Below are 14232 nucleotides of genomic sequence, written 5' to 3'. Positions count from 1 at the left end.
TATAGTGACTTCTTATACTAATCAGCAAAAGCAGGCAATTACTCTAAAAGAACACGATATATTAGTTTCAGCGTCTGCTGGTAGTGGTAAAACCACCGTTTTGGTTCAACGTTTACTGCAAGAAATATTAGGTGGAATTAGCGTAGATCAGCTACTGGTCGTTACCTTTACTAAAGCTGCTGCTCAAGAAATGAAAAATCGCATTAAGATGATTATTCAAGCTGAATTAAACCAAACTACCGAACCAAGTAAGCAACGTTATTTGCGGCAACAGCTTAATTTAATTGATGCAGCAAATATTTCAACAATTGATGCTTTCTGTTTAGATATTATTCATCGCTTTTATTACGTTATTGACCTCGATCCAAGTTTTAGTATTTTAACTGATGAAACTCAGGCTAGCTTAATGCGTGAACGTGCTTTGCATGAGATTGAAAATGAATTTCTAACCAATAATGATGAAGACTTCTTAGCTTTTTATAATAATTTTGCAGGAGATCGCGATGCAGAAACAGCCCGTAATTTACTCTTGGATTTATATAATTATGCAATGGCTAAGCCTGACTATGCTGCCTGGCTAAAGAATTTACCCCAAAAGTATCAGGTAAAAGCTAACCTAATAACTTCACCATTATGGCAAGAACAAGTTAAACCTTATCTTTTTGAAAGTTTTTCAACATTAAGGGAAAAAATCAATCATTATTTATCTACTAGTATCATTGAAACTAAAGAGCTCAAGAAAGTAAAAGAAAGCTTTACGCTATTTAAACGAGGTCTTGATAATTATTTAACTAGCCTAAAGCAAGATTATGATTACGATTTACAACGTGAAAATCTGCGCAGTTGTGAGTTTTCAAGATTTAATAAATCTCAAAAATGGGATGAAGATATTCTAGACTTTATTGATGAATGTGCAGAATTAAAAAGTGAAGCCAATACTTTAGTTTTCAACTCCTTTACATCTTTTTATGCCACTGATGAACAAGAACAATTAAGTATCTTAAAGCAAGGCCAGCAAATAATGTTGGGTATTACTAAAGCAGAAACGGCCTTAATTAACCGGTTTAATGAACTAAAAAGGGCCCAAAATTTGCTTGATTACAGTGATATGGAACAATTAGCTTATCAAATTCTAAGTCAAGATACATCTAGTTCAGCTATGGCTCGTTCTTTTTATCAAAATAAGTTTAAAGAAATTATGGTTGATGAATATCAAGACATTAATCAATTACAAGAAAATATCTTACAATTGATTAAAAAGGACAAACATAATACTCTTTTTATGGTAGGGGATGTTAAGCAGTCAATTTATGGCTTTCGCCAAGCCGATCCGAGTTTGTTTTTACGTAAATATGAAGAAACTGTCGAAAATAAAACACAAAAACGAATTTTACTAGCTGATAATTTTCGTTCTACTAAACCGATTATTAAAATCGTTAATCAAGTATTTGATAACATTTTAACCCCTGATTTCGGTGGCATTGATTATGCAAAAGAAGGGGAATTAACTTTTGGAGCGCAATATTATCCAGCCGATTTAGCTCAAGCAACAGAATTTCTTTATTACCAAACAGAAGACGATAAAGAAAATGATGAGCAAACTTTTGATTCTACCGAAATTGCAATGATTATTAGTCGAATCAAACAATTTAAACAAGAAAATTTACAAATCTATGATGTAAAAGCGGGTCAAAAGAGACCATTTAAATATAGTGATATCGCAATTATAACTAGAAGTCGCAGTGATAATTTAGCTATGATGCAAGAATTTGCTAATGAGAATATTCCATTATTAGTCACTGATGCTAAAAATTATTTTCAAACCATAGAATTGACTATTATTATGAATTATTTGCGTCTCATTGATAATCCAGATCAAGACATCCCTTTAGTGACCGTTTTACGTTCTCCCTTGTTTAATTTTAAGGAACCAGATTTAGCAAAAATTCGTATAAATAGCAAAAAAGTTACGTTTTATAATGCTCTAACTGCTTATGTTGCAATTAATGACGAACTTAGTCAAAAGATAAAAATTTTTTTAAATCAATTAGCTTCTTTACGCCAATTTGCTGTCAATCATCGTATTTCTGAATTAATCTGGAGCATTTATGAGCGAACTGATTTATTAGAAATTATGACTGCACTTCCTAATGGCAAGCAGCGGCGCATCAACTTAGAGTCTCTTTATGAGCGTGCGAGTTCATATGAAAGCGCTGGTTTCAAAGGATTGTATCAATTCATCAATTTTATTGAACGCATGCGTCGTAGTCAAAAGGATTTAGCACAACCATTGCTAACAAATGAAGTTGATGATTCGGTTAAACTTATGACAATTCATGGTTCCAAAGGATTGGAATTTCCAATTGTATTTTATGCTGGATTACATCATCGCTTTCAAAAACGTGATATAAGTGGCGACTACATCATCACTGCTGACAATGTTGGACTTACTATTCAACGCAATCATTATTGTGCCGATACTTTGCTCAAAGCCATTGATAATATGACTAAAGAAAAACAACTTTTAGAAGAAGAAGCACGTATTTTATATGTTGGCATGACTAGGGCAAGGCAAAAGTTGATTTTAACCGCTGAAATTAGTAATTTTGAGCAAAATATTGAGCTATGGCATCGAAAAGCAAAACAGCACAAAATATCATTAAATGATAAACTAACCGTTACTAATCCCTTAGGTTTTATTGGTCCAGCACTTGGTTTAAAGGAATGCTCCAGTTTATCATTAAATGATCTTAATATGTATCTTGATCTCAGCAAAGATTTTATTTTTGTAAATTATCATAAGCAAGCTAAGACAGTTGAAGCGGTTCATGAAAAGATTAATACAAAGCAAAAAGCAAATTACAGTCCAGAACTTTTGCAGCGAACGGCCCAAAAATTATATGATTTTTCATATACATTTAAAGATGCTAGCCAAACAACTGCCTACCAGTCAGTTTCTGAAATTAAAAAAGCCTTCAATGATCCCTTAGATACGGAACTTGAAAATGCTCATCTTTTATCTTCTACTAACCGCTATTTACAACCAATTGATACAAAACCAAAATTTCTTTTTAAAACAACTTTTACCGGAGTTGAAATCGGCACGGCTATGCATTTGCTTTTACAATATTATGATTACAATGGTCGTGGCGATCAGGAGCAACTTGATGAAGAGATTAAAGATTTAATTAAACATCATCAACTTAATCCCGATATCGTGTCTAGTCTCAATCAAGATCAAATTAACTGGTTTGTTCACAGTGATTTTGCTAAAGAGTTTTGGCAAAATCCGCATAATTTAAAACGTGAAATAGAGTTTTCAAGTTTAATTCCTGCTAGTACTTTATTTAGTGATTTCAGTGATCCTGATGCGAAAATTCTAATTCATGGGACAATTGATGGTTACTTTATCCAAGATGATGGCATAATATTGTTTGATTATAAAACTGATTATATTGACCCTAATCATCAAGATGAAACAATCGAAAAAGTTAAGCATAAATACACGGGACAATTACGCTTATATGAACAAGCACTCAACTCTTTTGCAAATAAAAAGGTTAAGCATAAATATCTTATTTTACTTAATGCGCAAAAGATAGTTGAAGTCAAATAGGGGGGCAAGAAAGAACATATGGTTTCATTTATGAATGACACTTTTGCAGTAGTCGATCTGGAAACTACTGGTACACAACATGAAGAAAATAATCATATCATTCAGTTTGGCTGTGCCATCATAAAAAAAATGGAAGTAGTAAAAACATATTCTTTTATGATTAATCCTCATTGCGAGATTCCCATAGCCGTACAAAATTTGACCCATATTCGCAATGAAGATGTCACAACTCAACCAGATTTTAATTACTATGCCCCTAAAATCATGAAAATACTAAAAAATACTATCTTTGTAGCGCACAATGTCAATTTTGATTTACCTTTTTTAAATTACGAACTTATTCAACATGGTTATGATGCGCTGACTAATAAGGCAATTGATACTGTTGAACTTGCAAAAATTGCTTTTCCCACTATGCCTTCATATAAACTAAGTGACTTAACAAGTCACTTGGGAATTAAGCACCAAAACCCACATAAAGCCGACTCTGATGCTTATAGCACAGCTATTTTACTAATTAAAAGTATTCAAGCGTTAGAACAACTGCCCCAAGCCACTTTAAATACACTTAGTTCATTGGCTCATGGGCTAATTAGAGATACAGCATGGATTTTTACAACAATTGCGGATAATTTGCGTAAGCAAAAACGGCCTTTAGCAAAGCAGTACCAACAAGTCCAACATATTATTTTGCAACAACAAGTGATTAGTAACAAAACTAATAATGCTACTAACGTTACTTTTCCTCTAAGTGATCAAAGCAAAAATAACTTATTTAAGGGTAAAATTAATTATCGGCAACCGCAAGTCAATTTAATTAACCAAATAAATAAATTTATCACAGATCCGCAACAAAGAGCCTTCTTAGTTGAAGCCCCCAATGGTACAGGCAAAACTTTTTCTTATTTGTTTGCTTATTCATATCGTCTTTATACAAATCGAAAATTAGTAATTTCAACGCCAACTAAGGTCCTACAAGATCAAATAATTAATCAAGAAATACCGCAGTTATTAAAAGTTACTAATTTAGATTTACAAGCTGAGATAGTCAAATCTAGTAATCATTACTTAGACTTAGATGGTTTTTATCAAAGTTTATACCAAAATCGAACTGTCAATCGGGTAACTTTAACTTTGCAAATGCGAATTTTGGTTTGGCTAACTAAAACTAAAACTGGTGACTTAGATGAGTTACAATTAACCACCTATCATGCACCGTTATTTGCTAAAATTAGTCATCCAGGTGATGCTCGTGTCGGGAGTATTTTTGCAAAAGTTGATTTTTGGAATTTAGCTAGACAACGACAAGAAGCTGCTGATATTTTAGTAACTAATCATGCTTATTTAGCTAATCATTATCATGATACGATTTGGGGGCAAAATCCATACCTAGTAATCGATGAAGCACATCGATTTAATGAAAACGTCATTAATTCTAGAAATGATTCTTTTCAGTTTGAATCACTTTGGGGTGAACTAAATCATTTACGTAATTTGCTTTACTATGCCGATGATAGCATTTTAAATCAATATGGCAGTGATGTTCAGTTTAACTTTTTATTGGAGAAATTAAACCCTGCAATTTTATCATTAATTGAAGCAATTACTAACTTACAACGTTCCTTATATAGTAAAAAAGCACTAGCTGTAAGCAGTAATACTTTAGCCAATGGTAATTTGCTACTTAGTTTTCAAGCAGCTGATTTGTTCCCACAAAATAGTGGTTTTCAAAAGGAAATAGCTAATTTCCAGCGAAAACTAGAAGATGTTCGCCAACAAACTAATCAAATTATATTTAAATTGTACAGCGAAACTGATAGTTCTGGTATTGAGCAGGAAGCCTTATTAGGTGATTTAACGACACAGATTGATCAATTAGATTCTTACATTACCCAAAGCTATCAACTATCAGATTTGCTACATAAACAAAATCTCTTAAAGCATGAGGGCTTTATAATAACTTTGACCAATCCGCAAGATCCGTTAAGTGTAAATTTAAGCTGGATGATGCTCGACGCTTCCAACGAATTAAATCAAATTTATGAACGTTTTGATCATATTCTATTTGTCAGTGCTACTTTGACTAATAATAATGATTTTTCCTTTATTATTAAGCAATTAGCATTAGCCAATTTAAAACCGCAAACTTATATTGGAGCTAACACCTTTGAGTTAAAACAGAATCTGGAAGTTTTGGGAGTTACCGATATGCCTGATATTTCCAGCACTAATTTTGACGAAAAGTTAGCGCAAATTTTAGTAAGCTGTCTAAAAACTAAGCATCATGTTTTAGTTTTAATGACTAATCTAGATAAAATTAGGGAAGTATTTAGTGCAATAGCGAATGAACCAGCTTTACGTGATTTTGAGATATTAGCACAAGGTGTATCCGGTTCTAATAATCGAATTACTAAGCGTTTTTCAATTGCTCAACAGGCAATAATTATTGGCGCTGATAGTTTTTGGGAAGGGGTTGATTTTCATACTTGCAGTATTGATCTTGTTATTGTGGCAAAATTACCATTTGAATCACCTGATCAACCAAGTGTAAAACTAAGACAAAAAAATTTACAAAGTCAAGGCATTAATGTGTTTGCTTCCGATACAATGCCACGAGCCATCATCAAGTTTAAACAAGGAATGGGGCGTTTAATTCGCAATGAAAAAGATCATGGTCAGTTTCTAATCCTAGATACACGAATATGGAATATGGATTATGGTATTAATTTTTTAGATGCCATTCCTGTTAAAATTAAAAAGATTAAGTTGAATAAATTACGAAATAAGTTAGATAATTATGATAAAAGATGATACAAAACAAGCAATAACTTTTTTAGCATGGTTGACCGCGATAATTATAGTGCTATATTTTTTACTATTAGCAATTTTTTATAAAGCAAGTAAGCCAGAACGAAGTCAGGTTCAAGAAATAAATGCCCTTGCTTTATCAAAAACGCCAATAAAGCATATTGAAAAAAACTACCATTTAAATCGTGGTATTAATAGCTATGCACTTAAAGGACAAGCCAAAAAACAAAGTTACTACTTTATTTACTTACCAGGATCAAAAAAAGCTTATTTATTTCCAGCTAATAAAGGAGTCAGTGAACATGTGGTTCGCAATAAATTTTCTGGTAAAAGGGCAAATTATAGCATAATTAAAGTTAATCTTGGTTGGTACAAAAAAAAAGCTGTTTGGGAAGTTACAGCTAAAGATCAAGCAAATAGATATACCTATCAATTGTATGAATTTAAAAATGGGAAATTGCTAGGTTAAGTCGATTATTAATCAAATCTCTGGTATTATTAAATTGATAAGATATGGAAAGTGAAACAAGATTTATGACAAAATTAATTTCAATTAGAGATTGCGACAAGCATGTTAACGAAGAAGTTAAAATGCACGTATGGTTAACAGATAAGCGCTCCAGTGGGAAAATAGCATTTTTACAGTTAAGAGATGGTACAGCTTTTTTCCAAGGAGTTATTCGTAAAGATAATGTTTCTGCTGAAGTTTTTGAAACAGCAAAATCATTACATCAAGAAGCCAGTTTTTATATTACAGGAACGGTTTGTGAAGATTCAAGATCCCACTTTGGTTATGAAATTCAAATTTCTGATTTGGAAGTAGTTACCAATAACGAAGGTTACCCAATTGGAAATAAGGAGCATGGGATTGATTTCTTATTGGACCATCGCCACTTATGGCTAAGAAGTAGACGGCCGTTTGCTATTATGCGTATTCGAAATATTATCTACAAAGCAACAATAGATTTCTTTGAAAAAGAAGGATTTGTGAAATTTGATGCTCCGATTTTTATGCATTCTGCACCTGAAGGTACAACTGAATTATTCCATACAGAATACTTTGGTGGGGATGCCTACTTATCACAGTCTGGACAACTATATGGAGAAGTTGGTGCCGCTGCATTTGATAAGATATTTACCTTTGGACCAACTTTTAGAGCTGAAGCATCAAAAACAAGACGTCATTTAACTGAGTTTTGGATGATGGAACCAGAAATGGCCTGGATGCATCAGGATGAATCATTAGATATTCAAGAGCGTTTTCTGTCATACGTGGTTAAAGCAGTATTGGAACATGGTCAATATGAATTAGAACTATTAGGACGTGATCCGCAAAAATTAGAACCGGCTGCTCAAGGTCACTACACTAGACTTGCTTATGATGATGCCGTTAAAATGCTGCAAGAAGCTGGACGTGACTTTAAATGGGGCGATGATTTTGGTGCACCGGATGAAGCGTTTATTTCTGAAAAGTTTGATCGTCCATTCTTTATCGTAAATTATCCTACTGTAATTAAGCCATTTTATATGAAGAAAAATCCTGATAATCCAAAAGAATACCTATGTGCTGACGTTTTAGCTCCTGAAGGATACGGAGAAATTATGGGTGGCTCTGAAAGAGAAAGTGACTATCAAACTTTACGGCAACAAATAGCTGAAGCGGGACTGAACGAAAATGATTATAGTTGGTATTTAGACTTACGTAAATATGGTAGTGTTCCTCATTCTGGATTTGGAATGGGATTTGAACGTGTGATTGCATGGATATGTAAATTAGACCATGTACGTGAAGCAATTCCATTTCCAAGAATGATTAATCGTGTTCAGCCATAAAACATGAAAAGTGAATATTTTAAAAAGTTGGACTAAAATTATTTTGGCCCAATTTTTTAAAAGGAGAAAATTATATTGCATTACAATAACTATCGTAATTTAGGGTTTACCACCATTTCGAATGGATTAATCGCTTATTATCCTCAGCTTAAAATAAGCGATGCTGAAATGATTTTAATCATTCAGCTTGAAATGTTTGCCCAGAAAGGAAATAATTTTCCTTCTAATGAAGAATTAGCTGCAAATACCAATTTTTCAACTACTGAAATTGCTAGTTTAATTCAAAAGTTAATTGAGCAAAAATATTTAGCAATCGATGAAAGTACTGATAATAAAGGGAGAATTTACAATTGTTATAATCTTGATCAAATTTACGATAAATTAGATGAGGTTTTGCGTGTGAACATTACAGCAGCAAATTCTAATCATGCTAAGCCCACAACTGAAATAGATAATAGCCCTTTAAACAAGTTACTGCGTCAATTTGAAATTGAATTTGGACGTTATTTAAGTCCAATTGAAAGAGAAGAAATTTCAGCTTGGCTAAGAGTTGATCATTATGATCCAGAAATAATCAGATTGGCCCTACGCGAGGCGGTTTTAGCTCAAGCATATAGTCTCAAATATGTTGATCGCATATTATTAAATTGGCAACGACATAACTTAAAGACAAGTAATGAAGTTCAAAACTTTTTGCAAAGGAATCGTTAATGGCACAAGATAAATTATTAAGTACAAAGCAAGCCCGTCAAGTTTTGCAAACTATAAATGAAATGTATCCAGATGCTAAAAGCGAACTAATCTGGGACAATAAATTTCATTTATTATGTGCAGTCTTAATGAGCGCGCAAACAACTGATAAGATGGTTAATCGTGTTATGCCGAAATTTATGCAAGATTATCCTACGCCCAAAGACTTGGCGCAAGCTTCAATTATCGAAATCGAACAACATATTTCTCAAATAGGACTTTATCATTCTAAAGCCAAACATTTAAAAGCTATGGCAGAAATTTTAGTTAATAAATATCATAGTGAAATACCACCAGACAAAAAAATATTAGTTACTTTACCCGGAGTTGGTGAAAAAACTGCTAATGTTGTTTTGGCAGACGGATATGGTGTCCCAGCAATTGCTGTTGATACACATGTGGCTAGAATCGCTAAAAGATTTCATATTGTTGACCAAAATGCCAAACCACTTCAGATTGAAAAGCGACTTGAACAAATTTTACCTAAAAATGAATGGATTCATACCCACCATGCAATGATATTATTTGGCCGTTATTCGATGACAGCACGTGACAAAGATGACCCATACAGTTATTTAAAGCTAAAACAAAAATCGATACATTAGAAAAAGAGTAACAATATAGTTATTGTTACTCTTTTTACTTAATGTTGACTTTTATGCTGATTTTTAGATTCATTAGTAGGTGAACTATTATCTGCAGCATCATCATTATCTTGCTTTGGCTTATTACTATTAGCATCATTAGCTCCAGAATCAGAGCTGCTATGAGCATGACTTTCATCAGGCTCTTTGAGGTAATAATCTTTAGCTTGACGATTAGAATTATGCTGATTGGTATTCGACTGAGTAGTCGCACCGTTTATATGTTGATCACTTTCATGCCAATTTTGAGTTGTACTAGTAGAATTAGAACGATTAATATTAGTTTCTTCGTCATCTTCATCATAAGAACTGCTGTCATCAATAATTCCTACTGGGGCATGACCTCTCACAAATAATTGCCAATCACCAGCTGGCGAAACTTCAGGTGGGTTAGAATTACGGGCAATTCTTGCTCGTATAACTGAATTTGGTTTTTGCCAGTCTGTGTTTTCTTTATCTTGCATTAAATATGACATCATATTTTTGTAAAATAATTGTGCTGATTGTTGACCAATTCCCGAAATTGTCCCATCGCGTAGGTTATCATAGCCTGTCCAAACCCCAATTGAATATCTCTGGGTATAGCCAACAAACCAAGAGTCTTTGGGGGTTGCTGCATAACCTGGATAACGGGCTAAATCTTGTTCAGAATACTTAACCGAACCGGTTTTGCCAGCATGATAAAGTCCCTTAATTTGCGCATTAGTACCAGACCCATGTTTAATTACACCTTTGAGCATATCCGTAATCATATAGGCAGTAGATTTACTCATAACTCGAATTCCAGCAGAATCGTAGTTTCTAGTTAACCCATCAGGTGTTTCGATTTTAGAAACAAATTGTGGCTTATGGTAAATCCCCATAGAAGCAAAGGCGCTAAATGCCCCAGCCATTTGCAGACTAGATGCTTGAGCACCAATTGCTACAGATAAACCTGAGTCTTTAGGAACATTAATACCCATGTTAGCGGCAAATTTAGCAGCTCGACTAACTCCAACTTCTGCTAAAGTTTTAACAGCAGGCACGTTTCGTGATTGCTCTAAAGCATGCCTCATCGTCATTGCTCCATCATATTTATTATCCCAATCATATAATTGAACGTTAGTGCCAGGATAAATGTATTTGCTATCATCTAATATTTTGGCAGTAGACCAATTTAAATACTCAATAGCCGGGGCATAATCTAATACTGGTTTAATTGACGAACCTGTAGAACGACTAGTTTGTACGGCCCGATCTAAGCCTAGTTGAACACTAGCTGGTAAATGGCGGCCTCCCAAAATTGCCACTACATGTCCATTACTTGGATCAATTACAGTTGCTCCTATTTGCATTTGATCATTAGTGAAGGGGACTAAGCCGTTATTTGCTAATTGATATAACTTAGTTTGGGCCTTTTGATCAATATTAATAGTAATTTTTAAATTGTCACGATAAGGATCAAAGCCCTTGGCTTTGACTTCGGTAATTGCTTCCTTTATATAAGGATCATCTATTTTACGTAAATTGGATTGTTTACGTTGATTATGTGCTTTTAAACCCTTTTTAATACTTTCCTTGGTAGCTTGCTCATACTGTTTTTGCGTAATTTTGTTATTATCAAGCATTGCTTTTAAAACTAGATCACGCCGATATTTAGCATATTTAGGATAAACATAAGGATTATATGCTGTAGGGCGATTAGGGATACCAGCTAATAGAGCCGTTTGGGCTAAGTCAAGTTGACCAATTTTTTTACCATAATAGTAATTAGCTGCAGTCCCAATACCATAATTACCATAATTCATATAGACACGATTAATGTAAAACTCTAAAATTTCATCATGGGTATATTCACGCTGGACGCGCATCGCTAACCAAGCTTCTTGAGCTTTACGCCTTAAAGTACGTTGCGAAGCATCAGTTGAAAAAACAGTTAACTTAACTAACTGCTGTGTAATAGTAGACCCACCGGCTGAAATACTATTACTTTTAGCGTTTGTTAACATTGATCCAGCAATTCTGATGGGATCGATGCCTAATTTATCCTTATAAAATCGTTTATCTTCAACCGAGACAACTGCGTCTTTTAATAATTGTAAATCCTGACTGTCTTTGACATAGATTCTTTTCTCTGAACCAAGCGACAGTAAAAATCTACCATCAGTGGTATATAGACTTGAAGAACCACCACTTTCTAGTTGTGAGCGACTAATATTGGGAGCATCTTTGGCATAATAGGCAAACAAGCCTACACCCGATAATAAAATCAGAAAAACTACTAAAAATGCCCACTTAATTATCCGCCGCCATATTGGCTTAGGCCGATTTTGCCGATAATTTTTGCGCGATACACGTTTATATTTTGTATTTGCCATTCTTCGATTTCCTATCTGCGATAAAATAATCCACGGCTTCCAAATACGGAAGGGTAGGTTGAAAACCGTTTTCAATTTCGACTGACCATTCCTCAATTTCTGTTAATGTTACTGAACTCTTATTCTGGGTCCACCAAGCTTTAGCAATCATATTGGCTGGAGTGACAAAATATCGGTTCAAACTAGTAAAGCCGATAATTGTAAAGCAAATTCCCTTTTGTTTTAAACATTCTGTAAGATGAACAATTTGATGTTCATGAAAATTCTTTAAAGGAAAACTTGTTTTATTTTTAGTTTCTTTAGCTTCAAAATCCAAATAATAGCCATTGTATACACCATTATAATCTGTTGTAGATTCTTGGCGAAAATAAGCCTCTTTAATTACGGCCCTTGATCGCTTAGGGTAGTCAACTTTTACAATTTGAATAGGGGTTGGTTTTTTATGTACAACCGCAATTTCTTTAAGACGATAAAATTTATTTGATTCGTTAATCATCTGCTCTAGAGTCATGCCACGATCAGAAAAGCTTATATTTTTACGATAATTGTTGCTTTTTTGATTTTTTTTAAATGTAGGATCTCCAACAGACTTACGAAATGCGGCAAAAGTACCGTTTGGATATTTGACCATCTATCTCACTCCTGTTAGCATTATAGCAATAATAGAAAAGTTTTTGAACAAGGAGCTATCTCTTTTACTATGCAACGTCTTTGGATTACTGGATATCGAAATTTTGAATTAAATACCTTTAACGATCAAGATCCAAAAATAAAAATCATCAAAAATGTCTTGCAAACTCGTTTGGTTAATTTACTTGAAAATGGACAGCTTGATTGGGTAATTACTGGTGCTAACCTCGGAATAGAGCAATGGGCCTGTGAATTAGCAATTGCACTACGTAAAAAATATCCCTTACGCGTTTCAATCATCACTCCTTACGAAGATTTTGCTCATAGGTGGAACGAAACTAATCAAACTAAATTTATTAATTTAACGCAAAAAGTTGACTTCTTTGCATCAACTTCAAATCAAGCTTATTATGACGTAGTCCAACTTAGAAATTATCAAAATTTTATGCTTTTACATACTGATGCTGCTTTAATGGTATATGACGCAGAATATCCTGGGAAAGCTAAATATGACTATGACTTAATTCGTAACTATCAACAAACTACAAACTATCCACTTGAATTAATTGATTTTTATGATTTACAAGATGCTGCTGAAGAATATCGTGATCAGGAAAAAAATCAATTCTAATAAAATTTATAAAAGTTTGCCTAAAATTATCGTTTAAGTTTTAAGCTAAACAACTTTTTGCTAAAATAAATTATAACGATAAAGGAGTTGCATTCTCATGGCTGATTTAAATGATATACAGTTATCTACACAGGATATTTTAAAAAAACAATTTAGAACTAAAGTTAAAGGTATTGATCCCGATGAAGTTGATGCATTTTTAGATATTGTAATTGCTGATTACGATACTTTTGAACAGCTCATTGAAGATTTATATGGTCAAATCGGAAAATTACAAGGCCAACTAATGGCTGATCAACAAAAAGAAAAGCAAAAAGACCAGTTTTCTAAAGAAACTAATCAAACAAAAGCAACCGATGAAGCTGTACGTACTTATACTCCAAAACACAGTCGAAATCCGTCATTTACTTCAATTAGTGATAGCGAAACTAACCAAACAGAAAGTTCTACTAACATGGCAATCATTCAACGTATCTCAGCTCTTGAACGTAAAGTTTATAACTTAGAACGACAAGTTTATGGTTTGCAAAAGCAGTAAGCTTTGCTATAATTTTTTATAGTACAAATTTTGAGCAGTCGCGGTTTGATTTTTATAATTGAGCTGAGGAAAGTCCACGCACGCACAAGCTGAGATGCTTGTAGTGCTCGTATTTAGTCCAATAAACTAAAGAATTTTTATAATTACGGCGAAAAAAGTGCTAAGTTTTTTTAATATGCATGAATATTCTGAAAAGTGCCACAGTGACGTAGCAGTAGTGGAAACATTATTGGTGGAACGAGGTAAACCCTGCGAGCGTGCAACCCAAATTTGGTGGGGGCGTCTTAACCTAAGAAAATGAACTAAAGGTTAGATTACTATGTTGATAGTAAAGATAGATGGCTGCTGAAGGTAATTTTGCCAAAATTACCCGTACAGAACGTGGCTTATAGAAATTTGTACAGGCAGCGTTGAGCTTTTAAAAG

Annotated in this window: 10 protein-coding genes and 1 other RNA gene; 9 read left to right on the top strand and 2 right to left on the bottom strand. The window is 33.6% G+C overall.

Features of this window, described 5'->3' with window-relative positions; translation table 11 throughout:
- Window positions 1–4 precede the first annotated feature (4 nt).
- The 6 genes from addA to nth all read left to right on the top strand — a co-directional run bounded on the left by addA (window position 5) and on the right by nth (window position 9612).
- A complete protein-coding gene (gene addA / locus F5ESL0233_RS03735) occupies window positions 5–3616 on the top strand; it encodes a helicase-exonuclease AddAB subunit AddA (protein WP_122058800.1) in 3612 nt (1203 codons plus the stop codon).
- A gap of 18 nt (window positions 3617–3634) precedes the next feature.
- Window positions 3635–6427: a helicase C-terminal domain-containing protein gene (locus F5ESL0233_RS03730; protein ID WP_122058798.1), complete on the top strand. Its 2793-nt coding sequence runs from the start codon at window positions 3635–3637 to the stop codon at window positions 6425–6427.
- Window positions 6414–6893: a hypothetical protein gene (locus F5ESL0233_RS03725; RefSeq protein WP_122058797.1), complete on the top strand. Its 480-nt coding sequence runs from the start codon at window positions 6414–6416 to the stop codon at window positions 6891–6893. Before F5ESL0233_RS03730 ends, F5ESL0233_RS03725 begins: the two co-directional genes overlap by 14 nt.
- 65 nt (window positions 6894–6958) lie before the next feature.
- A complete protein-coding gene (asnS, locus tag F5ESL0233_RS03720) occupies window positions 6959–8257 on the top strand; it encodes an asparagine--tRNA ligase (protein ID WP_122058795.1) in 1299 nt (432 codons plus the stop codon).
- 75 nt (window positions 8258–8332) lie between these two features.
- A complete protein-coding gene (locus tag F5ESL0233_RS03715) occupies window positions 8333–8968 on the top strand; it encodes a DnaD domain protein (RefSeq protein ID WP_118906880.1) in 636 nt (211 codons plus the stop codon).
- Window positions 8968–9612, top strand: a complete 645-nt coding sequence (nth, locus tag F5ESL0233_RS03710) for an endonuclease III (RefSeq protein WP_090091950.1) — start codon at window positions 8968–8970, stop codon at window positions 9610–9612. The genes F5ESL0233_RS03715 and nth overlap by 1 nt, the downstream gene beginning before the upstream one ends.
- A gap of 38 nt (window positions 9613–9650) precedes the next feature.
- Here the strand turns inward: nth and F5ESL0233_RS03705 are convergent, their stop codons facing one another.
- Window positions 9651–12008 (bottom strand): transglycosylase domain-containing protein, encoded by a 2358-nt coding sequence (locus F5ESL0233_RS03705; protein ID WP_090091948.1) that lies wholly within the window; start codon window positions 12006–12008, stop codon window positions 9651–9653.
- Entirely contained in the window at window positions 11989–12639 is a 651-nt protein-coding gene (gene recU, locus F5ESL0233_RS03700; protein ID WP_090091947.1) for a Holliday junction resolvase RecU, read from the bottom strand. The genes F5ESL0233_RS03705 and recU overlap by 20 nt, the downstream gene beginning before the upstream one ends.
- A gap of 69 nt (window positions 12640–12708) precedes the next feature.
- Here recU and F5ESL0233_RS03695 point away from each other — a divergent pair, with 69 nt between their 5' ends.
- The 3 genes from F5ESL0233_RS03695 to rnpB all read left to right on the top strand — a co-directional run bounded on the left by F5ESL0233_RS03695 (window position 12709) and on the right by rnpB (window position 14201).
- Window positions 12709–13269 (top strand): DUF1273 domain-containing protein, encoded by a 561-nt coding sequence (locus F5ESL0233_RS03695; protein WP_122058793.1) that lies wholly within the window; start codon window positions 12709–12711, stop codon window positions 13267–13269.
- 97 nt (window positions 13270–13366) lie between these two features.
- Window positions 13367–13807: a DivIVA domain-containing protein gene (locus tag F5ESL0233_RS03690; protein ID WP_122058791.1), complete on the top strand. Its 441-nt coding sequence runs from the start codon at window positions 13367–13369 to the stop codon at window positions 13805–13807.
- A 26-nt stretch (window positions 13808–13833) separates the two neighbouring features.
- Window positions 13834–14201, top strand: an RNA gene (gene rnpB, locus F5ESL0233_RS03685) — RNase P RNA component class B.
- The last annotated feature ends 31 nt before the right edge of the window (window positions 14202–14232 follow it).

This window comes from Lactobacillus sp. ESL0233, from assembly GCF_003692995.1.
Classification (GTDB): domain Bacteria; phylum Bacillota; class Bacilli; order Lactobacillales; family Lactobacillaceae; genus Lactobacillus; species Lactobacillus bombicola.
Note: the sequence above shows the minus strand (reverse complement) of the source record. Positions and strands in the feature narration are given on the sequence as shown.

What these genes read in the sequence shown, in the direction of transcription:
- F5ESL0233_RS03730 (WP_122058798.1), top strand. Translation starts at nt 3,635, where the DNA reads ATGGTTTCATTTATGAATGACACTTTTGCAGTAGTCGATCTGGAAACT.
- F5ESL0233_RS03725 (WP_122058797.1), top strand. Translation starts at nt 6,414, where the DNA reads ATGATAAAAGATGATACAAAACAAGCAATAACTTTTTTAGCATGGTTG.
- asnS (WP_122058795.1), top strand. Translation starts at nt 6,959, where the DNA reads ATGACAAAATTAATTTCAATTAGAGATTGCGACAAGCATGTTAACGAA.
- nth (WP_090091950.1), top strand. Translation starts at nt 8,968, where the DNA reads ATGGCACAAGATAAATTATTAAGTACAAAGCAAGCCCGTCAAGTTTTG.
- F5ESL0233_RS03705 (WP_090091948.1), bottom strand. Translation starts at nt 12,008, where the DNA reads ATGGCAAATACAAAATATAAACGTGTATCGCGCAAAAATTATCGGCAA.
- recU (WP_090091947.1), bottom strand. Translation starts at nt 12,639, where the DNA reads ATGGTCAAATATCCAAACGGTACTTTTGCCGCATTTCGTAAGTCTGTT.
- F5ESL0233_RS03695 (WP_122058793.1), top strand. Translation starts at nt 12,709, where the DNA reads ATGCAACGTCTTTGGATTACTGGATATCGAAATTTTGAATTAAATACC.
- F5ESL0233_RS03690 (WP_122058791.1), top strand. Translation starts at nt 13,367, where the DNA reads ATGGCTGATTTAAATGATATACAGTTATCTACACAGGATATTTTAAAA.